This window comes from Janthinobacterium sp. SUN137, assembly GCF_030587265.1.
In the GTDB taxonomy this organism is placed as follows: Bacteria; Pseudomonadota; Gammaproteobacteria; order Burkholderiales; family Burkholderiaceae_D; genus Janthinobacterium; species Janthinobacterium kumbetense.
This window is the reverse complement of record NZ_JAPWHZ010000003.1, coordinates 1,022,825-1,043,015: the sequence shown is the minus strand read 5'-3', so window position 1 is coordinate 1,043,015 and position 20,191 is coordinate 1,022,825. Positions and strand designations below refer to the sequence as shown.

Sequence of the window (20,191 nt, the reverse complement as noted above, 5' to 3'; positions counted from 1 at the left end):
GGGTAGTGCGACGGTTAATCCCATAGCTGCACAAGATCGACTGCGGGCACCTGGCCCGTGCCGGGCGCCGGCTCGGGCAGGGTGACGACCAGGCCGGCAGGTAGCACAGCGCCGTGGCGTGCCAGCGCGGGATTCATTTCCAGGGTTTGCTCGACGTATCCCGCGCCGTCGCCCAGGTAGCGCCACACCAGGGCGTCTACGGTGTCATGTTGCTGCGTGCGTACCTGCATCAGATCAATTCCACGGTCAGGTGCGTGCGGCCGACGATATCGGCGATGGCCCACTGCGCATTGCGCCGCTGCGCGCCGGGTGCCTCGTCCAGCCATTCCATGCTTTTCTTGTCGCTGACGGACGTGGCCGTGCTGTCGTAATCGCGGTAACGCTCGATCAGGTCCGCTTTCGCCGTGCTGTAGACAGCGCGCCGGTACTGCGCCAGCAAACGGGACTCGCGGTTGATGCGCGCGGCCGGCACGTCCACCAGGGCGGCAATACCGGCTTGGGCATGCGTGGCCTGCCAGTCGGCCAGCTCGCGGTTGACGTGCAGGATGGCGTCCACCACGGCTTGCACCAGGCGCGCGTCGGTGACGGTGCCGTCCAGGCGCATGGCGTCGCGCATATCGGCCAGCGCAATATCGGGAAACCAGCCGTCGTTCTCGATGATGCCGATGGCCGGCGCTAGCGGCGCCGGGGAGGCGCCGTGCGGGATGGACGGGGGCAGGGCCATGAAGGACATACGGGACGCTTTCAAAAGGGGGCGGTGGACGGGGTTCATCAGGTCAATATCGTTGACGATGCGTGGCCAGAATCCCCCCGTGCCGCCGTGCTGCGGGGGATGCTCTTACGCGGAACCGGCCGCGCGCTTGAGGCGCCGTTCCAGCCGTTCCATATCTTTCTTGACGCCGCACGACTCGGACAGGGCGCGCGCGCGTTTCAGCTGGGTCATGGCCGTTTCCGCCTGCGCCACCAGCGCCGGGGCGATGTCCGTGTCGTCGGCCTGATCGAGCACGGCGATCATGGCGAGGCCAATGGCCTTGTGCAGCTTGGCGCGCGCCTGGTCGGGCGCATCGCTGGCGGCCGTCATGGCTTCGACGGCGCTCAGCACGGCCACGGCATGCTGGGGATCGTCTCCCAGCTTGCCCTGTAGGTAGGCTGCGGCGAATTCGTCCAGCATCATGGTCGGAATGTCGCGGCTGTAGGTTTCCGGCAGGGTGAAGCGATGTTCCATGCAGTAGGCGGCCATGACCAGGGCGCGGTCATATTCGCCCGTGTCGATGTGCCATACCAGCAAGGTGGCAAAGACGTCATCCTGGGCGCCCTTGCCGCCGGCCAACACGCCGTCGATCCACTGCGCATAGGTCGCCAGCATGGTGGCCTTGACCTCGATCTTGCGTTGGACCGACTGGATGGATTTCAGCTGGCGTCGATCATCGGACAGCTTATAGAGCATCAGCTCATAGGCACTGCCGGTGGTCACGCCCTGCGGCGCAGCGGCGCCGGCCGTGCGCTCGGCCAGCATGCGCGCGCGGTGGCGCAGGGCGGGGGATTGGTTGGCCATCACTTGTCTTTCAGCTCGATGTTTTCCACCAGCGCGGCCAGGCCCAGGTCTTCGATCACGTAGGCATCGTTCGACGATTCGTAATTTTCGATGCGGTCGCGCTTGGGCACGTCTTCGACGCGGCGGCGGCGCGCGCCTTCCTGGAAGTAGATCGACAGATTGTCGAAACGCGTAATCAGGATGGCGTTGTCCGGGAAGTAGGGCACGCGCGCCGCCGGCAAGCCGCCGATGCGCTTCTGGCTGATGATGATGTCGGCCGCCAGGGTTTCCGTCGGTGCCTGCTTGGTGTTGACCAATGGAAAATACTTGTCGTTCAGCAGCTTGCGCCCGACGATGGCCACCAGATTGGTATCTTCCTGATACCAGGGATCGAGCAGGTTGACGGCATCCGTCACGGCCGCGTCGAGGTTGGCATACTCGGCGCCGTCCACGTCGCCGATGACGACCTTGCCCGGCATGCCGTTGGCCACCAGGCCCAGCACGCGCTCGGGTGCCAGTTCGCGCAGGTGCTGCAGCCAGCCCTTGTTCACATCCTGCAACAGCGGGTTGGCGTCCAGATCGGTGTCGGCCATGGCTTTCACGCCATTGAAGCCGATGACGATGCGGTCGAGCGCCTGGCGGGTCAAGATGGCATTAGCCACGCGCGACTGGAAGTCGGCGAACTTGGCCCAGGCGTCCAGCTTGGCATAGTTCAAATGCGTGTCGAAGTTCGTTTGCTCGCAGCGGTATTTGGTGCCGTCCAGGGTGGACAGGTCGCGCGTCTTGCGTTCCTTGTCCTTGGTGTTGGTGCGGCCGGCAATCGGGCCGGACACGCCCAGGCCCAGCTTTTCGCCTTCCTGCTCGGTCACGCCGATGATGTTCACTTTCGACAGGAATTCGCTCGATTCCTGCATTTTCGTTTCCAGCTTTTGCTGCACGCTGGGGGTGACGCTGAACGTCTTGGCCACGTTGTCCGTGTCGTTCAGTTGGCCCAGGCGGGTTTCATACTGGCCAAAGACGTGGCGCGTTTGCTTTTTCATGAATCAGTGCTCCGTTGTTGAATGGGGTGTTGGTGGATGGCGCGCGCTTAAAACTCGGTCTGCACGGCGCCGTCGTTGCCGGTGGCGGCCGGACGGCGCGGGCCGTTGCCGGGCGCTTCGTCCATTTGCGCCTTGAAGGCGGCCAGCTCGTCCTGCGTCGCTTTCTGCGCCTTTTCCGCGGCATCGAGGCGCTTGAGGGCATCGGCATAGTTGTCGTTGGCGGTGACGACGTGGCCGGCCAGTTCCTGCACGGCTTCGCTGATGTCGGCGAACTGCGCGGCGTCGGCGCCGGATTTGTTCGAAAAGCGCGACAGCAGGTTTTTCACGGCGTCGGCCAGCTTGATGCCCTGCGGCTCGTCAAATTCCAGCGTGACCTCGACGGCCGACGTAAACAGGTTGGTGCTTTGCTGCTTGCGGCTGGCTGAGAATTGCAGCGCCTCGGTGCCCAGGCTGGCCGGGCTGTCGGTGACGCCCAGGCCGACCAGGTAGGGCTGCGACGAGTCGGCAAAGTCGGGCTGGATTTCCAGGCTGGTGTACAGCTTTTGCTTTGCCTTGTTGATGGCGATCAGCTCCGGCGTGGGTTCGATTTGCGCGAACAGGGCCAGTTTCTTGCCGCTGTCGGTGTCCACCTCTTCGGCTTTCACGGCGATCACGTCGCCGTAGGCTTTAAACGGGCCGTCGGGCAGGATGCCCCGGATGTGTTCCAGCCAGATGCGCGCGCCGTAGGTCTTCGGGTTGTAGGTGGCGGCGATTTGCTCGATGGTGGCGCGGTCGATATTGCGGCCGTCCGTGGTGGCGCCTTCGGTCGCGACGCGGAAAAACTTAGATGGCTTTGTCGATGGTTTGGACATGGTGGATGTTCTCGGTTGATCGGATAACGCCATGGTCAACGTCTTGGCGCCGCGATTCAATGCGGTGCGGGTTGCTATGGGTCATAGCGACTTTTGCCTTTCCCCGCTCCGCGCGCGCGCGGCCTACGCTGGCGGCATGCTGACAATTGAGAAAACAAGCGAACAAACCCCCGACGAGAAAATCGCCGAATTGGCCGTGCCCGAATCCGAGCCGCGCCGAGCCGCGCGCGCCCTGTACTGGAAGGGCTGGCGCATTTCGTCCATCGCCCGCCACCTCGGAATTAAGCGCAGCACCATCAATAGCTGGAAAGAGCGCGACGAGTGGGACAAGGCGCAGGCCATCGAGCACGTGGAAGCGTCGGCCGAGCTGCGCCTGGTGAAACTGATCGAAAAAGAGGTCAAGAGCGGCAGCGACTACAAGGAAATTGACTTGCTGGCGCGCACCATCGTGCAGATGGCGCGCGTGCGCCGCTATGAGCAGCCGGGCGGCAACGAGGTCGATCTCAACCCCAAGCTGGCGAACCGCAATGCGGGTCCGAAGAAGAAACCGACGCGCAACGATTTCAGCGAAGAACAGAAAATCCAGCTGCTCGACGCCTTCCAGGATTCGCTGTTCGACTATCAAAAAGTCTGGTATCGCAACGGCGACCAGCGCACGCGCGCCATTTTGAAGTCGCGCCAGATCGGCGCCACCTGGTACTTCGCGCGCGAGGCGCTGGCCGACGCGATGGAAACCGGGCGGAACCAGATTTTCCTGTCCGCATCGAAGTCGCAGGCGCACGTCTTCAAGCAATACATCGTGCAATTCGCGCGCGAAGCGGCCGGCATCGAGCTGACGGGGGATCCCATCGTGCTGCCGAACGGCGCGCACCTGTACTTCCTGGGCACGAACGCGCGCACGGCGCAGGGCTACCACGGTAATTTCTACTTCGATGAATTTTTCTGGACGCAGAATTTCCAGGAGTTGAACAAGGTGGCCTCGGGCATGGCCATCCACAAGAAATGGCGCAAGACCTACTTTTCAACGCCATCCTCGACCACGCACCAGGCTTACCCGTTCTGGACGGGCGAGCTGTTCAACAAGCGCCGCGCCAAGGCCGACCAGGTGAACATTGATGTGAGCCATGGCCGCCTGTCGTCGGGATTCACGGGCGAGGACAAAATCTGGCGCCAGATCGTCACCATCCTTGACGCCGAGCGCGGCGGCTGCAACCTGTTCGACATCGACGAACTGCGCAACTTCGAATACAGCCCCGACCAGTTCGACAACCTGCTGATGTGCAATTTTATTGACGACTCGGCCAGTGTCTTCCCGCTGGCCGAGCTGCAGCGCTGCATGGTCGATTCCTGGGTCGAATGGGATGACTACAAGCCCTTGCTGGGCCTGCGCCCGTTCGGTAACCGGCCCGTGTGGATTGGCTACGACCCGGCCTTGAACGGCGACAGCGCCGGCTGCGTCGTGCTGGCGCCGCCCATGACGGCCGGCGGCAAGTTCCGCATCCTGGAGCGCCACCAGTGGCGCGGGCAGAGCTTTGAAGACCACGCCGATGCCATCCGCCAGATGACCCAGCGCTACAACGTCGAATACATCGGCATCGACACGACCGGCATGGGTATCGGCGTGCTGCCCATCGTGCGTGGCTTCTTCCCGGCCGTCACGCCGCTGAACTACTCGCCCGAAGTCAAGACCCGCATGGTCTTGAAGGCCAAAAACATCATCAGCAAGGGCCGGCTGGAGTTTGACGCCGGCTGGACGGACATCGCGCAGTCCTTCATGGCCATCCACAAGACCCTGACCCCCAGCGGGCGGCACGTGACCTATGTCGCCGGCCGCAGCGACGAAACCGGCCACGCCGATCTGGCGTGGGCCTGCATGCACGCCCTCGATCACGAGCCGTTCGAAGGCACCACCGACAACCATCACTCTTTCATGGAGATTTATTCTTGAGAAAAGCACGACACTTGCGCGCGCGCGGCCAGCAGGCCCAGGGCGCCCCATCAACAGCGGCCACGGCGCCGGCCGCCGCCGGCATCGAGGCGTTTTCCTTCGGCGACCCCACGCCCGTGCTCGAGCACGCCGATATCCTCGATTGCTTCGAATGCTGGAAGAACGGCCACTGGTATGAGCCGCCCGTCAACCTGGCGGGCCTGGCCAAGTCCTTCAATGCCGGCGTGCACCACAGCAGCGCGATCCACTTCAAGGCCAACGTGCTGGCGTCCACCCTGATTCCCAGCAAGTACCTGTCGCGCGACGCTTTTAAACGCATGGCCCTGGACTTCCTGACGTTTGGCAACGCCTACCTGGAAGACCGGCCCAGCCGCAGCGGCAAGGCGCTGGCGTACCAGCACGCGCTGGCCAAGTACATGCGGCGCGGCGTCGATCTGGACACGTATTTCTTCGTCAACGGCTACCAAGCCGTGCACCAGTTCGACAAGGGCCGCGTCTTTCACCTGATGGAGCCGGACGTGAACCAGGAGTTGTATGGCGTGCCGCAGTACCTGAGCGCGCTGCAGTCGGCCTGGCTCAACGAGGCGGCCACCCTGTTCCGTCGCAAGTATTACAAGAACGGCTCACACGCCGGCTTCGTGTTCTACATGACGGACGCGGCCGCCAACACCCAGGACGTGGACAACCTGCGCCAGGCCATGCGCGACAGCAAGGGGCCGGGTAACTTCCGCAACCTGTTCATGTACGCGCCGAACGGCAAGAAGGACGGCATCCAGATTCTGCCGGTGTCGGACGTGGCCGCCAAGGACGAGTTTTTCAACATCAAGAGCGTCACGCGCGACGACCAGCTGGCTGCGCACCGCGTGCCGCCCCAGCTGATGGGCATCCTGCCGAACAATGCCGGCGGCTTCGGCGCCGTCGAACCGGCCGCGCGTGTCTTCGCGCGTAACGAGCTGGTGCCGCTGCAGGCGCAGTTCATGGCGATCAACGAGTGGGCCGGCGTGGAAGTGGTGAAGTTCGCCCCGTATGACCTGGCCACGGGCGGGGAGGGCGCGGCATGAGCGATCACATCGACAACACGGACAAGATCATCTTCGCCGAGGTGGCGCGCGGCCTGGCCGCCGTGCGCCGCCGGCCTGGCTTGGCGCCGCATGGCTGCTGCCACTACTGCGACGAGGCGCTGGCGCCCGCGCTGCTGTTCTGCGATGTGGACTGCCGCGACGACTACGACAAGGAACAGGCGGCGATGATCCGCGCCGGCCGCCCAGGATGACCGCCACGCCGCGATAGCCGGCAGGGTGGAGCCGCGACAGCCCAGCCGCGCCGGAACGCCCCAGCGACCGCACAAGCCGCCCACGAGGCGGCTTTTTCACGTCTTGATGATTGATGTTGCTCCAGATGCAAGAAAAAGTCCCATTTCGGCCCGGCGCGCGCAGTTGTCCCCCCTCCACACCTGCCCGCTAGTTAGGGGTCTTTTGACTCAAATTTGCGCCATGGCCGAAGGCGCATGAGGACTGGCGCGGCGGGGCGAAGAGGGATCATGCGATTTGACGCATTTTGACGCAGTTTTTCGCCAATTTGAGTTTGTGCGCGGAATGTTCTCCCGTTTGTGGCCAGATTGCCCTGCAACCCAATTTTTACAAAAAATGTGGACTGTTCGACATCCATTCGAGATTGTGAGGTGGTAGTGTTGTTTTTAACTTTTTTACATCTTATTTGTTACGATGTGTGAGTATTTGGAGCGCTATTTGGCGCACAATCTTTTCCACATGTAAATGGGAGTTGTTCCATGGCCGATTCAAATAGCTTGCCGGCGCGGATGATGGGCTCGGGCTTCAAGCGCTTTTCCTTGTTACCGGTGGCGATCACATTTGTTGTCGTGGTTTGTATGTCACTTCTTGCAATTCAGGTCTGGATGGCATGGCGTGCAAGAGACGTGCAGCTAAGCGAAGCCGCCCGGGAAAGTGCTAATCTGGCGCAGTCGGTAGCCCAGCATGCCTATGACACGATCAAAGAAACTGATACCGCATTGATTGGGTTGGTAGAGCGTATAGAGAAGGATGGAACCTCTGACCTTGAACTGACCCGTATTCATGATCTACTGGTTATGCGCGTGGCGGAGTTACCCCAGTTGCATGGAGTGTTCGTTTATGCCAAAGATGGTAGCTGGCTGGTCAATTCTCAGAAAGTGTTGCTAAAGAATTTGAATAATGCTGATCGAGAGTATTTTAAGTACCATAGAAATAATACCGAACGTGGCCCGTATATCGGTCCGCCTGTACGCAGCAAGTCGACTGGCGATTGGATTATTACTGTATCGCGTCGCATTAATCTTCCTGATGGAAGTTTCGGCGGTGTTGCCCTTGCTACAATTGATATGAAATATTTCAAAGTATTTTATGATAAATTTTCGATAGGTAAGCGAGGAGCAATTTTTATCGCAAGTGGAAAAGGCATACTTTTATTGAGAAGGCCATTTGATGAAAAAATGCTTGGACAAGATATATCGCAGTTCCCATTGTTTAAGGATTATCTTTCAAAAGGGCCGATAGGCACGGCATCCATAAAATCGAGATTGGACGGGGTTACACGAATCAATAGCTATAGAAGGGTTGAGGAATACCCTTTGGCCGTCTCCGCTGCATTGTCGCAAGATGAAGTGTTGGCGAATTGGCGCAGTGATGTTTATCTTCAGTTTTTGGTTGGCGGGATTTTGGTATTGCTCATTTCCTACCTTGGTTATCGTATGGCGAAGCAAATAAATCTGCGTTCAAAAACTGAGCAAAAGTTAATGTTGGCTGGAATTGAGTTGGAATTGATTAATGAAACTTTGTCTCGGCTTGCTAATCAGGATGGGTTGACGGGACTAGCAAATCGGCGTCATTTTGACGAGTCGTTAATGGGAGAGTTTAATCGTGCGCAGCGTGGGGAAAGTTCGCTTGGATTAATTATGATCGATGTTGATTTCTTTAAAAGATACAACGATATTTATGGTCATGTGGCCGGCGATGAGTGTTTAAGAAAAATTGGCAAGGTGCTGGCTTATAGTATGCGCCGACCAGGTGATCTTGCCGCCCGCTATGGTGGTGAGGAGATGGTCGTGTTGCTACCCGGAAGCGACCTCGCCGGAACATTGGCAGTTGCCGAGAGTATTCGTGGCGCTGTTCAATCGATGGAAATTGCACATACTGGAAATCCGCTTGGGATTGTGACCGTGAGTATCGGTGTGGAGGCTTTTTCTCCGATTTATTTAGAAAACCAGCCTATTGAGTTGGTCGAGGCCGCCGACAAGGCATTGTATAAAGCGAAAGAATCGGGGAGAAATCAGGTTCGTTGTGCGCCTTCTCGCCGGGGGCACGCAACGGGAGAAAATCTCTCGGCTTTTAGTTGATAGCTTTGCTTTTCAAATTTGATAGGAGTGTGGGAGTGCTCGCGGATAATAATGGACGACAGCAATTCTTGCATCTTAATTTGGTTGCTCAGTAGGACTGGTTTTGGGCTGTGTCTTCCATCTGTGCATCCAGAAGTGGCCCAAGCGCGTCGCTCTGCATCAGCTCCTGAACATAGGCTAGAGCCTCGATTTTTATCGCTTGGATTGATTTTAGCGCCCCTGGCGTCTCGATACACAATGCTGGGTCAAGTACAGCTCCGTTGTCACCTCGCTGTGAAATCCAAATCAGTCCCCGATAGCGCCCATCAACCGAGAGGGCGGTGGAGATGACGAAAGTATAACCATTAAGTTGATGCTTATTGTTGAGGTGCATAGCATGGACTCCCACCTTCCGATTGAGGTTCCATTCTACAAGTTGATCTTGGTTGATGATTGACGAAGGTTTGATTTACATCAGCAAAATGTAGTCTTTTAAGTGGCAACGTGGAATGTTGTTGAGCTGTGTCCTTTTGCTCTATGCTTATCGCCCCCCCTCTGATTCCATGTGTTATATGGCTGCGAGAGTTAGTTGCCTACATACTTGAGCATCCGACTATGTGCTGATCCAGCTCCAGCAGCGTGATATTTTTCGCTAAGTATTTTTTTTGCCGATATTCGTTCGTAGGTATTTCTGTAGGTACAGTTTTTGAGTGTTGACTGAAGAGTCTTATGATTCCTAGCTATTCGCATTACACCGCTTCCGCCAGGAAATAAAGAAACCGCCTTCGGGCGGTTTTTTATTGCCTGGCGGAAGCGAGCAGGGCGCCTTCGCGCCCTGCGTGTGAGATTCGAAGGGCAGGGCCTACCGGCCCAGCCCGCCCCGAATCCTCCACCCGCTGCCGCTGCGCGGCAGCCCCGCGCGCCGAGGGCGCGCGTTCGTGGTTCCAATTAGCTTTTCGACTGAGCTAGCTTTCACAGCACCGACCGCATCAGCCCGTGTCTTAATGGCGGACCTGACCCTAGTGGCCACGGCTTTAAATCTGGCATGTGCTTGTTGCAAGAGGCACAAGCAGAATACGATCAGTTTTTTAATAGAGAAGGTGAGTTTTTATACCCTTTTCAAGAAAAAATTTTCGTTGACATGGGGAAGCAGGCCCTGGCCCAATCAATAATCGTAGACAGAAACAAACCGGCCGCATTAACGTATTACTTCCAAACCGCGATGGCTTGCAGATATATGAAGCCAAAGTTACTCAGTTTGGGAATATCCGTCCTTCACATTCCATAATATTATGACCATAATAAAAGCCGCATTCAAAAAACTGACACCCGGCACATCGTTAGCCTTCCGGTCCAATGTCGAACAGATTGGGCCTATCGTCCGATTTCTGCAAAAAACTGATCCCCTGGGAAAACAGTGGTTCCTGATGGGGGATACCGAAGAGGAGTCGCTTCGATACCCAGCTTTCGACGCCCTGGGAGAACTCACCCCTGCAGCCGAGGCGGTACTCGAAACAGAGTTTAAAGGCGACAATATTCGTTATTTTTCTGCATGGAATGGAGAACTTAAGCAAGGCGATGGAGCGACTATTACTTTTCAGTTTCACGATGAGGACTGGCCTGCCTGGAGCCTTGAGATTAATTATCAAGGCGAAGGTATTCAACGTCTTGGGGGGCTTGATGGCGTGATAGAGCTTCTCTCAATGATTGCCGGTAGTCTTCAACCTAGCATCATCAATGTCGCACGCTATCAGTATTTTGAGAAGCAGGTATTCCAGGATCGGCCTGGCGTAGGCTGGATGCTCTACCTTCCGCGCGTGCTGGCGGTCCAGCAAGTGCCAGAGGCCCGCGCGCTGGTGCCTGTGATGATCACGGACGAGAAGGATAACGATAAACAAATCGGCACCATCATTGTCAGTGTCACCGACGTGCCGTTCTCGGACGAGAACCCTGAGCACGTCAAGATAGCCAACGCCATCGAAATCCGTTTGGTCGATCAAGACTTACTACCTCCTTTCGCGGACCACTAAGCGCTGGCTGTACAGACCACACTTGCACAAAAAAACGTTTCCGCATCGTCCGTGTGGGGCGGTGAAAACAGTGCGTTGCAAGGTGGTGGAAAAACATTGCGTGCGGAACAAAATTACGCGTAAGCATTTGAACTGTATGAAGTATTTTGAAGACTTGAAAACTGGCGACGGGTTAAACTGTTCGTGACGCTCGAAGGGATGGGCCTACCGGCCCAGCCCGCCCCGATTCCTTAAACTGCGGCTACGCGGCAGCCTCGAGCGCCGCATACGCGCGGTCTTGGTCCTAGTTTGCTTTCCGACTGAGCCAGCTTCTACGCCCCCGCGCGTCAGCCCGTGTCTGGATGGCGGATATTCCCCTCGCGTCGCATTGACAATTTCTGATTGTTAGTCTCACTCGCATGTTGCCATTTGGATAATTTGGTTTCCGGGGAGGAGCAAGCTATGCATCAAGATTTATCCTTAGTGTGTGCCGCACTCGACCAGTTCGCTGATGAAATAGTGAGTTCATTTTCCCATAATACGGACCAGATTTTCAGTGATCACTGGGGATGGCCAGCTCCAGCTTTAAACCGGCAAGATTTCTCTTGGATCGCTCGCAGTATCTCCGATGACCTACGCACCGTGAACGCCGAACAATACCCCGAAGAGATGAAACCATGGGTATTGCATTTGCCACATCGTATTTCTGTGATGCAGACCCAGACGCTGCCAAACACCTACACCGGGAACGTGCAGGGGTTCCCCGCCATGCTTGAGACTTTACAATTTATACGTAATAAATTGCTACCTTCGACAGGATGGATGGCCGTACCAAATGCTGCTTTGCCAGCCCAGCTTGCCAGACGCTCGGTTGCCGCACAACGCCGCGTGGAAGACATTGAGGCGGCTATTCCGGACCTTACCAGCAAAGTTACCGCAATCAATGCCGCGCATCATGTTGCAGAAAATCTTGAGTTGGATTTGCAAGCTTTGAGGGAGGCGCGGGAGGCAGTCGAGCAGACCGCTCAAGAAACCGACAGAAATGCGTCCAAAAGCGCCGAGTCAGCAACAAAGGCGGCGGTAGTACTTGATTCTATAGAGAGTCGAGCCAGTACTGTCTGGGGCGAGGTTCAGGTGAAAACCGAGAATGCATTGGATGACATGCAGAAGAAGATCCAGGCTACTTTGGATAGCATGAAAAAAAATGAAGACATAGCTGAAAAACTCATCGCAAAGTGTGAAGAGGCCTACCACATCACAACGACCAAAGGACTAGCAGGAGCATTCGATCAAAAAGCTGCCTCGCTGGGTAGTTCTATGCAGTTATGGGTCGGGGGCTTGGTCGCAGCCTTGATCGCCGGCTCTGTAATTGGAATCATCCGTTTGTCTTCATTGGCCGCGGAGCTGCGAGCAGACAATCCAAACTGGCCTGCCATAGTTGCTCAGATACTCCTTGCCTTCTTAGGAATAGGCGCCCCCCTATGGTTTTCTTGGTTAGCCACCAAACAGATTGGACAGCGATTCCGCTTGTCGGAGGACTATGCCTTCAAAGCATCGGTTGCCAAAGCCTATGAAGGTTACCGGAAAGAGGCTGCTGTTCTAGATCCTGAGTTTCAGGCGACGCTTTTCCGCTCCGCATTGACGCGCTTGGATGAAGCACCGTTGAGGTTGGTGGAGGCGGAACAGCATGGTTCTCCTTGGTCAGAATTGCTCAATTCGGACACGGTAAAAGATGCGATAAAAGTGGCGCCCGATCTACCAGCGAAAATAATGGCGATGGTCAGCGAAAGCCTTCAGCAAGCAAAGAGTGCGAAGGCTGAAGCTGTGAAGGTTGTCGAAGCCGCGAAGTTGATCGTTGCATCGGATGAACCCAAGAAAGAAAATTGATCCGGTCAACAATGCTTCTGGCAATATTGCTTTCGGTCGTGGACTCTAATAAGAGCGATGTGATGCTGTCGGGTAGCGTGGCGTTGTAGGCATTTTTGTAGGCATAAGATTGTGAATCAGCTTGCAAGCCGCATCAATTCTTGATGTGTGCAACTCACCGCGTCCGCTAGGCAATAAAAAACCACCCGAAGGCGGTTTTTATTGCCTATCTGAAACGAGCAGCTCCCCTTCGCGCCCTGCGTGCGAGATTCGAAGGGCCGGGCCTACCGGTCCAGCCCGCCCCGAATGCCGTTGCGCGGCAGCCCCGCGCGCTGCGGGCGCGCGTTCGTGGTTCTAATCAGGCTTCGACTGAGTTAGCTTTTACAGCACCCAACGCATCAGTCCGTATTCGAATAGCAGACCTGACCCTCGTACTGCTAATGCACGCTCTTCATCAACACCAGCACGAGGAACAGGCAAAACACGATGTTGGCCACTACCAGCAGCATGCAGGTGCGCCACAGCGCGCCCCATTTGCCCAGGTTGTAGGTGCCGCGTAGCTGCAGAAACATGTGCAGGGGCGGCGCCACGCACACCAGCAATCCGATGAGCCAGCCCTGGTTGAGTATCGATAGCGGTATCAGCACGGTCAACAGCAAGGACATGAAGCACAGCGAGTACAGCACGAACACCGCATGCTCGTACATGGTCACGCCAGGCTTCCAGAAAAACATCAGCCACATGAAGGGCAGCGAGATCGGGATCAGCAGGAACGAGAACTTGTAGATCGTGTTTTTGAGCTTGTAAAAGGCCAACTCGGGATTCTCTGCGGCGTGATGAAAGCTTTTTTCCAGCTCAGGAAAAGTGGCGTCGGGATTGGGCGGGCTGGACGCGATCCTGGAGACAGTCTTGTCGAACCAACCGGGCTCTCTCAGCTCAACTGCCTCCTCACTGTTCACTTTTTCGGGTGATGCGACGTACAGCAGGCGTTGCTCGGCTTCGTGTTGCAGCTTGCGCGAAACGGCCAGCGCCTTCTCGACACCGGCGACCCCGGTATTGGCCTTGCGGGCCTCCTCCAGCGCCTGCTCATTGCGCTCGACCCGGAGCTTGGCGGACGCGGCGTGGTTGGTCAGCGAGGCGATATTGGCGTCGCGGCTGAGAAGCTGGCCGCTGCCGAACGAGGTGACGAAGAAGGTCAGGAAGACCATGAACAGGAACAGCGCCAGCGGCGAAACATAGTTCTTGCGCTGGCCGTCGATGTAGCGGCGCGTCAGGCGGCCCGGAAAGGCCACCAGCAGCGGGAGCGTCTTCCAAGCCTTGGCGTCGAAGTGCAGGATGCCGTGCACGACTTCTTCGGCCAGGTGCAGCAGAGAATGGTGGATGTGGGCCGGCTGGCCGCAGGCCTGGCAAAACGCGCCGCCCAGCGGCGCCTGGCAGTTGGCGCAGTTCGCCAAGGGCGCGGCACTGGCGGGCTGCGGCGTTTGATCGCCCGCGATCTCGCTGGCCGTCACATCTGCCATCGTCAGGGCGCCGGCCGCTTTCTGGTCACTCATCGTGCATCTCCCACCAGGAAAATGGCTGATTGTGCAACAAGGCGACTGTATGTTCAAGTAAATACTGGCAAAAACGGCAATCCGTTCGACCAGCCCGGTGCGTGCTAAAAAAACGACGTTTTTCTTCCGCTTGTCCGCCGAAAACGCAGTTTGTCGCAAGCCGCTGGTTCTTTGCCGTCATCCTCTTTATCTTCCTTACTGAGCTGGCGCGAACGGTCGCGCTGCCGAGCCACTTTCAACGGGATATCCATATGTCGAAACTTTACTCGCGTCGCCTCGCCTCACCGCTGCTGCTGACACTGCTTTTGGTGCTGCAAGCTCCCGCCAGCCACGCTGACTCCGCCTCCACCACCACGGTTGCTCCTGCAAGCGTCACTGGGGCCAGCGAAGAAGTGGCGCTGGCCGCACGTATCGACAGCGAGATCGCGCCCCTGTTCAAGGCAAACGAGCCTGGCGCCACTGTCATTGTCACGCAGGCTGGCCTTACCGTGTTTCGCAAGGCGTATGGCATGGCCGACGTGGCCAAGGGCCTGCCCATGACCCCGGACACGGTGATGCGCATCGCCTCTATCAGCAAACAGTTCACCGCCACCGGCATCCTGATGCTGGCGGATGAAGGCAAGCTGGCTTTGGGCGACGACATCCGGAAGTTCCTTCCCGACTACCCCAGCGGAGGCAAGCGCATTACGATCGAACATCTGCTGACGCATACCTCGGGCATCGCAAACTTTACCAACAAGCCGACCTTTGAGGCGGGAATGAATACGGATCAGACGGTGAGTCAGATGATAGACAGCTTCAAGAACGATGCGCTCCAGTTCGAGCCAGGCACGCGCTATGCGTACAGTAATTCGGGTTACTTCTTGCTGGGTGCAATTATTGAAAAGGTCTCAGGCCTGTCGTATGCCAAATTCGTCGAGCAGCGCATCTTCGTGCCGCTCGGTATGCACGACAGCGCGTACGAAGGCCATGAGCGTGGCAGTGCGATGCGCGCCAAGGGCTATACGCGCAGCAGTGCCGGCTCCGGCTTCGAACCAGGCAAGGCGGTCAGCATGACGCTGCCGTATGCGGCCGGAGCGCTCGTGTCCACGGTGGACGACCTGGCGCGCTGGGATGCCGCCGTCAGCGCCGGCACACTGCTTAAGCCTTCCAGCCAGCAGAAAGCGTTTACCGCCCATGTCCTGGCCGACGGCAAAAGTGTTCCCTATGGCTACGGATGGAGCGTGCGCAAGATGCGCGGCATGCCAATGCAGTCACATGGCGGCGGCATTCCCGGCTTTTCCACCTACGCTTTGCGTCTGCCCGAGAAACAGCTGTATGTGGCGGTGCTGACCAATGCTGACAGGGGCCTCCCGGGGGCCGAAATGATTGCGGTGAAGGCGGCGACTATTGCAGTTGGCAATGGTTTTCCCGAGTAATTCGAGGGGGACGCACACGTGCCGCCAGCCGGCGCTGCAGAGGCAGGCGGTCACCGGGTGTCAGCGATCCGTCTGCCACCGCCGCCTGCAACGCCTCCGCAAGCTGCAAAAAACGTGGCCCATTATTCCCGGCCAGGCGCGGCAAGCAGATGGTCAGGTTTCAATCTTGTATGGTTTGCAACTGGGACATTTTGTCTCAATGTATGGATATTGTTTTAAAGTAGTATGTGTCAGAACCTGCAGCAACACCATCCTTGCATGGCCGTCGCTGACGTTTTCACCTCGCTCATCCGCATTCGGCAAATCACGGCGCTCGGTGCTCTTGATATTTCATAGCTGGCTATAATGAAAGAGTCACGCAGGATGCCCTGGGGGATGGTTTGAACCGTAGTTGCGGAAGCAGCGTTTTGGGGAAGTGCTCCTCACGATAGACAGTATCAAGTAATAAAACCTGGAAATACTCAAAATGATGGATTGGACCCCTATAGTCTTCGTTACGTTCAAGGCTCTCGTGCTTTGCACGGGCATGTTCTTCGCCATCAAGTGGCATTACGATCAAGGGAAGAAGGGGAAAGAGCAAGAGGCGCGCGCGGTGCTGCGCGCGGGCGGCAAGGTGGCCGCACTCTTCGTGCTAACGCTCCTGGGCCTGGGGCTCGTCACCTTCTTCTTCGTCAAGATGGTCGGTTTGGAGATGATCTGGCCCTGATGGCCAAGAATAGTCTGCCGATATCCGGTGATGCGGCAGCAATTCCCCGCTGCGCGGCAGCCCCGCGCGCACGGAGCTTTCTGAATCATGTGCGCCTTGTCTTTTTGTAAATACTGTGTAAAAATACAGTGTCAACTTTCAAAAAGGACTCCTCATGATCAAAGGCAGTTGCTGCTGTGGCTCGGTAAAGTTTGAATTGGCATCCCCTCCGGCAATGATGGGCATGTGTCACTGTTCCCGTTGTCGGAAGGCTGGAGCGAGCGCCCTGGCCTTCGTTGATAAAAATTCATTTACCTTGCTGGCGGGACGGGAATTCATTCAACGCTATGAGCCGGAGCCTCCGTTTACATATGCAAGAACTTTTTGCAAAAAATGCGGAACTTCTTTAGGGGAAATTGGCTCAGAGAATGATTCATTTCCAATCTCAGTCAATTGCTTGGATGATGACCCTGAGGCAAGAATACAATTCCATGTGCATGTCGGCTCCAAGCCTGCATGGTATGAGATTTGTGATAGTGCAAAACAGTTTCAGGAAAGTCCGACATAATAAGAAAAGCCAGTCATTTGACTGGCTTTTTTATCGCATGTTGTCAGGTCAGGTGCGGGAGGATTGCTTTTATTCGTCCATGGCCCAATTGCCTTGATATCTATTTCGTGGCTTGCGTTTCAATTGAGCCGGCATCCACGACGTCCAACGCCTTTGTCCATGCGCCAATGGCGGAACTGGCCTTTGCGCCCATTCGATCTTGGCTTCCCAAGCGATCATTTATGCGCGATGCCCCCTTTAACGGCTAACTGGCACAAACACTTCCCATTTATGCTGTATCGCGGGATTGTCGGTCTTGGCGCAACTCACGGCAACATTCGGCCCAGACAGGCCGTGGCTTTTCGGAACCCATGCGGCACGCAAAGGCGCTGCGCATTTGGTAACCAGAATCTTCCGGTTCGGCTGCATGACTTGCCATCTTGTTCCATTTTTGAGATTTTCTGCTGCAATAAACTTGACGGCAGCATCCCTTATCTCAAACAAGCCATGTATGTCGCCTCGTGTCCGATCCTCGTCTATTGTGGTCGCGAGTGCCGGTGAAATACCGGCAACAAGAAAAAAAGAAACGACAAGGGGGGCGTACACGCGTTCTTTCAATTGTGAGGGTAGCAATATATTTACATCCTTGCCAAGTCTATTCGATATTGGATAGGAAGGGGCATCGCCAGGCATGTGCGCGTTGGCGAATTTTCAGCGTGACGCAGTCAGGCTTCTTCGCCCCGTCGATAGGTGAATTGTTGACGGCTAACCCCTTGGGTGACAAAGTCCGCATCCGGCGGTATCGTTTCCCAGAAAAATTCCCGCTGAAAGATCGGAATATTGTTGAATTTTCGCGAACGAAATATCCATCTGTTTTTCGTGAAATCGCTGTAGCGGTCGCCTTTGAACTGCTTGTGTACAGCTGTGAAAGGAAGCAAATTTTCCGCGATATCCGGGAAAGCCAGGCTCAGGTTGTCGTCCTTGAATTTCTCAAAAATGCCAAACTGATCTCTGCAGATGACTTGAATGGCAGTCTCTGGAAAACGATGGCGTGGAGACCATAGGACGTTCCAGCCTGATTCTATTTCATTGATGAAATTTGCCAGGTGCGGCGACATAATATAGGCGTCCGACTCGATGTGGATGATTTTATCGACGCCTAATTCATTTGCCACATTGATGGAGTGGAGAAAGCTCCGCCACCAGCCAGGATAATCAATCCCGCTTTGTCGCCCCAGATTGTTATCGAAGCGAATGATGAGATTTTTCTCGTCATTTGAAATCAGCGTATCTTTATGGGAAACCGTCTTGATGATTTCGGCAGGTGGAAGAAATGGCGAACCATCGTCAATCATTATTTTTTTTATTGCATTGATTGGTATGTTTTCGTAGTAATCGAGCCACCGTTGATACCGGCTTTCCCAGGATGGCGCATCTTTTATGAAACTGGTGCAGAATATAATGGCTTTCATTGGCTAAGCACATTCCTTGTATCTGAAAAATCCGGGTTATTTACGGTTTTATTTATTGAAATTTGCATATATTTTAACAGGTCGGAGGCGCTTGAATCAACGTACGGCAGGCCGGCGAGGGAGTTGGCGGCCACCCGGTGGCATCATGGCTTCTGGCGCGCTCCGGCGCTGTCACGCCATGAACCGGCAGATCCCGCTGCCTCCGCCCGCTTGGGGCGTATCGTCCACAGGCATGGATGACCGCTGGTTATACTATTGCATACAAGAGGTTTCTTCCCGTGCCCGCAATGGCAATATTTTGAATGCAAACGCGCCATGCGCGAACTCTTTACACCCGTGAACCAATGAAAAACATCACCGTCGAATATCGCCATAACTTCCCCCTCGATCCGCTCGATGTCATCCGTGTCTTCGATCAATCCGGCATCAAGCGCCCGACCGCCAATCTCCCGAGAATCGCGCGCATGTTCGCCGCGCCTTGCCTCTCGCTGTCGGCTTGGGTGGATAATGAGCTGGTGGGGGTGGCCCGCTCGCTGACCGATTATGCGTATTGCTGCTATCTGTCGGACCTGGCCGTCGACCAGCGGTACCAGGGGCTGGGTATCGGCAAGGAACTTGTCAAGCGTACCCAGGCCATCATCGGCGACGACGTGTCCTTGATACTGCTCTCCGCCCCGGACGCCATGTCCTACTATCCGACGCTCGGTTTCGAGCCTGCCGGCAACGCCTACGTCATCCGGCGCAAACATTGAGCGACCGTTTTAACAATTCCTGCACCTGATGAAACCCGTCTATACCCTCGCCGAAGCCCTGGCAAAAGATCCCGGCCGCGTCGCCAAAACCCAGGCCCTCACCCTCGACAGTGCCAGGCCCCACATGGGCCTGAAGGGCAGGCATGGCTTGTTCGCTTCTGATGTCTGGTGGGAAAGCATCGAGGCTAAGCGCCTCCCGACGCAAACCTTGACGGGCATCATTGAACGCACGTATTTCGCGGGCCAGGACAGCCGCCGTGGCGATCAGGTCAACAGCTTCACCTTGCGCATGGCGGATGGCTCGGCAGTGGACGAAAGCATCTACATAAACCACAAGCAAGACATCAGGCTGTTCGTGCCTGGCGCGATGGTGACGATGGTCTACGCGCAAGATGAGCTGAAGGCACAGCCGGCCGCCGACGGCGGTGTCAATGTGGCGCGTATCGTGCTGGAAGTGGCCGTTTCTACGCGATAAGGCGATTATATGCAGTTGATACGGCTACCCCAAGCCTCCTGTTTCCTGTCAAAGCTATCTCTTTAATTTTGCATTAAATTAAGGATACTTTATGGCGGAGGCGAGATGGATGACGAACTCAGCGGTGAAAAATGAGGACGAAAATTTCCAGGCAGTACTAACACGAGGGATTTATCAGGAAATTTTCGTCTGGCCGTAGAAGACTTTCTGCATGCAATGAAAGAGGCGGGGATCAGGGTTGCAATCAATGCCACTTATAGACCACCGCAACGCTCTTACCTGATGCATTATGCCTGGAGACTCGCAAGAAAACAGCTGGATCCCCAACACATCCCCAAAATGGCGGGGGTGAATATCGAGTGGGATCATGGTGAAATGGACGCATCTGTCAAGGCTGCCAAGGCGATGTTGATTGTCTTGCAGATTAATCATTTGCCCATCAAGCCTGCACTACGCTCGCAACACAATTCTGGCCTTGCGATTGATATGGATGTGATGTGGAGCGGAACGGTGGAGGTGAAAGATGCGAGCGGTAATCTGGTGAAGATTGCCACTTTGCCGAGAACCGGCATGAACAGGCAACTTATCGCGGTCGCTGCGACATATGGGGTCAAGAAATACAACGGGCCTGGAAGCGACCGGCCACACTGGTCTAATAACGGCTATTAAAG

Annotated in this window: 22 protein-coding genes and 1 pseudogene; 13 read left to right on the top strand and 10 right to left on the bottom strand. The window is 56.3% G+C overall.

Going from position 1 to position 20,191, the window contains the following annotated elements; genetic code table 11:
- Positions 1 to 14: 14 nt before the first annotated feature.
- From O3298_RS19670 to O3298_RS19650, 5 genes are all read right to left on the bottom strand, one after another.
- Positions 15 to 230, bottom strand: coding sequence for a tail protein X (locus tag O3298_RS19670; RefSeq protein WP_289919020.1), 216 nt, complete (start codon positions 228 to 230; stop codon positions 15 to 17).
- On the bottom strand, positions 230 to 733 hold the full coding sequence (locus tag O3298_RS19665; RefSeq protein ID WP_289919021.1) for a head completion/stabilization protein: 504 nt from the start codon (positions 731 to 733) through the stop codon (positions 230 to 232). Before O3298_RS19665 ends, O3298_RS19670 begins: the two co-directional genes overlap by 1 nt.
- Positions 734 to 838: 105 nt before the next feature.
- Positions 839 to 1,555 carry a phage terminase small subunit gene (gpM, locus tag O3298_RS19660; protein ID WP_289919023.1) on the bottom strand — a complete coding sequence of 239 codons (717 nt, stop codon included), beginning with the start codon at positions 1,553 to 1,555 and terminating at the stop codon, positions 839 to 841.
- The gene (locus O3298_RS19655) at positions 1,555 to 2,574 is read right to left on the bottom strand and encodes a phage major capsid protein, P2 family (RefSeq protein ID WP_289919025.1); all 1,020 of its coding nucleotides are present in this window, start codon (positions 2,572 to 2,574) and stop codon (positions 1,555 to 1,557) included. Before O3298_RS19655 ends, gpM begins: the two co-directional genes overlap by 1 nt.
- Positions 2,575 to 2,621: 47 nt before the next feature.
- On the bottom strand, positions 2,622 to 3,425 hold the full coding sequence (locus O3298_RS19650; protein WP_289919027.1) for a GPO family capsid scaffolding protein: 804 nt from the start codon (positions 3,423 to 3,425) through the stop codon (positions 2,622 to 2,624).
- Between the two features lie 136 nt (positions 3,426 to 3,561).
- Between O3298_RS19650 and O3298_RS19645 the strand changes: the two genes are divergently transcribed.
- The 4 genes from O3298_RS19645 to O3298_RS19630 all read left to right on the top strand — a co-directional run bounded on the left by O3298_RS19645 (position 3,562) and on the right by O3298_RS19630 (position 8,764).
- Positions 3,562 to 5,373, top strand: a complete 1,812-nt coding sequence (locus O3298_RS19645) for a terminase ATPase subunit family protein (protein WP_289919031.1) — start codon at positions 3,562 to 3,564, stop codon at positions 5,371 to 5,373.
- A complete protein-coding gene (locus O3298_RS19640) occupies positions 5,370 to 6,434 on the top strand; it encodes a phage portal protein (RefSeq protein ID WP_289919033.1) in 1,065 nt (354 codons plus the stop codon). Before O3298_RS19645 ends, O3298_RS19640 begins: the two co-directional genes overlap by 4 nt.
- Positions 6,431 to 6,646, top strand: a complete 216-nt coding sequence (locus O3298_RS19635; protein WP_289919035.1) for a hypothetical protein — start codon at positions 6,431 to 6,433, stop codon at positions 6,644 to 6,646. Before O3298_RS19640 ends, O3298_RS19635 begins: the two co-directional genes overlap by 4 nt.
- A 516-nt stretch (positions 6,647 to 7,162) precedes the next feature.
- Positions 7,163 to 8,764 (top strand): sensor domain-containing diguanylate cyclase, encoded by a 1,602-nt coding sequence (locus O3298_RS19630; RefSeq protein WP_289919037.1) that lies wholly within the window; start codon positions 7,163 to 7,165, stop codon positions 8,762 to 8,764.
- 88 nt (positions 8,765 to 8,852) lie between these two features.
- Here the strand turns inward: O3298_RS19630 and O3298_RS19625 are convergent, their stop codons facing one another.
- Entirely contained in the window at positions 8,853 to 9,137 is a 285-nt protein-coding gene (locus tag O3298_RS19625) for a hypothetical protein (RefSeq protein WP_289919038.1), read from the bottom strand.
- 594 nt (positions 9,138 to 9,731) lie between these two features.
- On the opposite strand from O3298_RS19625, the gene O3298_RS29185 reads away from it, so the two are divergent.
- The 3 genes from O3298_RS29185 (at position 9,732) to O3298_RS19615 (ending at position 12,639) form a co-directional block, all read left to right on the top strand.
- Positions 9,732 to 10,031: a Tox-REase-5 domain-containing protein gene (locus O3298_RS29185; RefSeq protein WP_369811618.1), complete on the top strand. Its 300-nt coding sequence runs from the start codon at positions 9,732 to 9,734 to the stop codon at positions 10,029 to 10,031.
- Positions 10,032 to 10,035: 4 nt separating this feature from the next.
- Positions 10,036 to 10,773, top strand: a complete 738-nt coding sequence (locus O3298_RS19620) for an immunity 52 family protein (RefSeq protein WP_305060320.1) — start codon at positions 10,036 to 10,038, stop codon at positions 10,771 to 10,773.
- 441 nt (positions 10,774 to 11,214) lie between these two features.
- On the top strand, positions 11,215 to 12,639 hold the full coding sequence (locus O3298_RS19615) for a hypothetical protein (RefSeq protein ID WP_305060319.1): 1,425 nt from the start codon (positions 11,215 to 11,217) through the stop codon (positions 12,637 to 12,639).
- A gap of 416 nt (positions 12,640 to 13,055) precedes the next feature.
- Here O3298_RS19615 and O3298_RS19610 read toward each other — a convergent pair whose 3' ends face one another.
- Positions 13,056 to 14,171 carry a DUF3667 domain-containing protein gene (locus O3298_RS19610; protein ID WP_305060318.1) on the bottom strand — a complete coding sequence of 372 codons (1,116 nt, stop codon included), beginning with the start codon at positions 14,169 to 14,171 and terminating at the stop codon, positions 13,056 to 13,058.
- A 101-nt stretch (positions 14,172 to 14,272) separates the two neighbouring features.
- Here O3298_RS19610 and O3298_RS19605 point away from each other — a divergent pair, with 101 nt between their 5' ends.
- Entirely contained in the window at positions 14,273 to 15,589 is a 1,317-nt protein-coding gene (locus O3298_RS19605; RefSeq protein WP_305060317.1) for a serine hydrolase, read from the top strand.
- Positions 15,590 to 15,602: 13 nt separating this feature from the next.
- On the opposite strand, the pseudogene O3298_RS19600 reads toward O3298_RS19605, so the two are convergent.
- A pseudogene (locus O3298_RS19600) lies at positions 15,603 to 15,746 on the bottom strand (PLP-dependent aminotransferase family protein); the annotation flags it as partial.
- Between the two features lie 309 nt (positions 15,747 to 16,055).
- On the opposite strand from O3298_RS19600, the gene O3298_RS19595 reads away from it, so the two are divergent.
- Positions 16,056 to 16,295, top strand: a complete 240-nt coding sequence (locus O3298_RS19595) for a hypothetical protein (protein WP_305060316.1) — start codon at positions 16,056 to 16,058, stop codon at positions 16,293 to 16,295.
- 154 nt (positions 16,296 to 16,449) lie between these two features.
- Positions 16,450 to 16,842 (top strand): GFA family protein, encoded by a 393-nt coding sequence (locus O3298_RS19590; RefSeq protein ID WP_099664941.1) that lies wholly within the window; start codon positions 16,450 to 16,452, stop codon positions 16,840 to 16,842.
- Between the two features lie 237 nt (positions 16,843 to 17,079).
- Here the strand turns inward: O3298_RS19590 and O3298_RS19585 are convergent, their stop codons facing one another.
- Positions 17,080 to 17,514, bottom strand: coding sequence for a hypothetical protein (locus O3298_RS19585; RefSeq protein WP_305060315.1), 435 nt, complete (start codon positions 17,512 to 17,514; stop codon positions 17,080 to 17,082).
- 32 nt (positions 17,515 to 17,546) lie between these two features.
- Positions 17,547 to 18,176 (bottom strand): hypothetical protein, encoded by a 630-nt coding sequence (locus tag O3298_RS19580; RefSeq protein ID WP_305060314.1) that lies wholly within the window; start codon positions 18,174 to 18,176, stop codon positions 17,547 to 17,549.
- 461 nt (positions 18,177 to 18,637) lie between these two features.
- Here O3298_RS19580 and O3298_RS19575 point away from each other — a divergent pair, with 461 nt between their 5' ends.
- From O3298_RS19575 to O3298_RS19565, 3 genes are all read left to right on the top strand, one after another.
- On the top strand, positions 18,638 to 19,045 hold the full coding sequence (locus O3298_RS19575; protein WP_305060313.1) for a GNAT family N-acetyltransferase: 408 nt from the start codon (positions 18,638 to 18,640) through the stop codon (positions 19,043 to 19,045).
- A gap of 28 nt (positions 19,046 to 19,073) precedes the next feature.
- Positions 19,074 to 19,520: a hypothetical protein gene (locus O3298_RS19570; protein ID WP_305060312.1), complete on the top strand. Its 447-nt coding sequence runs from the start codon at positions 19,074 to 19,076 to the stop codon at positions 19,518 to 19,520.
- A gap of 216 nt (positions 19,521 to 19,736) precedes the next feature.
- On the top strand, positions 19,737 to 20,189 hold the full coding sequence (locus O3298_RS19565) for a hypothetical protein (protein WP_305060311.1): 453 nt from the start codon (positions 19,737 to 19,739) through the stop codon (positions 20,187 to 20,189).
- Positions 20,190 to 20,191 lie beyond the last annotated feature (2 nt).

What these genes read in the sequence shown, in the direction of transcription:
- O3298_RS19670 (WP_289919020.1), bottom strand. Translation starts at nt 230, where the DNA reads ATGCAGGTACGCACGCAGCAACATGACACCGTAGACGCCCTGGTGTGG.
- O3298_RS19665 (WP_289919021.1), bottom strand. Translation starts at nt 733, where the DNA reads ATGTCCTTCATGGCCCTGCCCCCGTCCATCCCGCACGGCGCCTCCCCG.
- gpM (WP_289919023.1), bottom strand. Translation starts at nt 1,555, where the DNA reads ATGGCCAACCAATCCCCCGCCCTGCGCCACCGCGCGCGCATGCTGGCC.
- O3298_RS19655 (WP_289919025.1), bottom strand. Translation starts at nt 2,574, where the DNA reads ATGAAAAAGCAAACGCGCCACGTCTTTGGCCAGTATGAAACCCGCCTG.
- O3298_RS19650 (WP_289919027.1), bottom strand. Translation starts at nt 3,425, where the DNA reads ATGTCCAAACCATCGACAAAGCCATCTAAGTTTTTCCGCGTCGCGACC.
- O3298_RS19645 (WP_289919031.1), top strand. Translation starts at nt 3,562, where the DNA reads ATGCTGACAATTGAGAAAACAAGCGAACAAACCCCCGACGAGAAAATC.
- O3298_RS19635 (WP_289919035.1), top strand. Translation starts at nt 6,431, where the DNA reads ATGAGCGATCACATCGACAACACGGACAAGATCATCTTCGCCGAGGTG.
- O3298_RS19630 (WP_289919037.1), top strand. Translation starts at nt 7,163, where the DNA reads ATGGCCGATTCAAATAGCTTGCCGGCGCGGATGATGGGCTCGGGCTTC.
- O3298_RS19625 (WP_289919038.1), bottom strand. Translation starts at nt 9,137, where the DNA reads ATGCACCTCAACAATAAGCATCAACTTAATGGTTATACTTTCGTCATC.
- O3298_RS19620 (WP_305060320.1), top strand. Translation starts at nt 10,036, where the DNA reads ATGACCATAATAAAAGCCGCATTCAAAAAACTGACACCCGGCACATCG.
- O3298_RS19615 (WP_305060319.1), top strand. Translation starts at nt 11,215, where the DNA reads ATGCATCAAGATTTATCCTTAGTGTGTGCCGCACTCGACCAGTTCGCT.
- O3298_RS19610 (WP_305060318.1), bottom strand. Translation starts at nt 14,171, where the DNA reads ATGAGTGACCAGAAAGCGGCCGGCGCCCTGACGATGGCAGATGTGACG.
- O3298_RS19595 (WP_305060316.1), top strand. Translation starts at nt 16,056, where the DNA reads ATGATGGATTGGACCCCTATAGTCTTCGTTACGTTCAAGGCTCTCGTG.
- O3298_RS19590 (WP_099664941.1), top strand. Translation starts at nt 16,450, where the DNA reads ATGATCAAAGGCAGTTGCTGCTGTGGCTCGGTAAAGTTTGAATTGGCA.
- O3298_RS19585 (WP_305060315.1), bottom strand. Translation starts at nt 17,514, where the DNA reads ATGCCTGGCGATGCCCCTTCCTATCCAATATCGAATAGACTTGGCAAG.
- O3298_RS19580 (WP_305060314.1), bottom strand. Translation starts at nt 18,176, where the DNA reads ATGATTGACGATGGTTCGCCATTTCTTCCACCTGCCGAAATCATCAAG.
- O3298_RS19575 (WP_305060313.1), top strand. Translation starts at nt 18,638, where the DNA reads ATGAAAAACATCACCGTCGAATATCGCCATAACTTCCCCCTCGATCCG.
- O3298_RS19570 (WP_305060312.1), top strand. Translation starts at nt 19,074, where the DNA reads ATGAAACCCGTCTATACCCTCGCCGAAGCCCTGGCAAAAGATCCCGGC.
- O3298_RS19565 (WP_305060311.1), top strand. Translation starts at nt 19,737, where the DNA reads ATGAAAGAGGCGGGGATCAGGGTTGCAATCAATGCCACTTATAGACCA.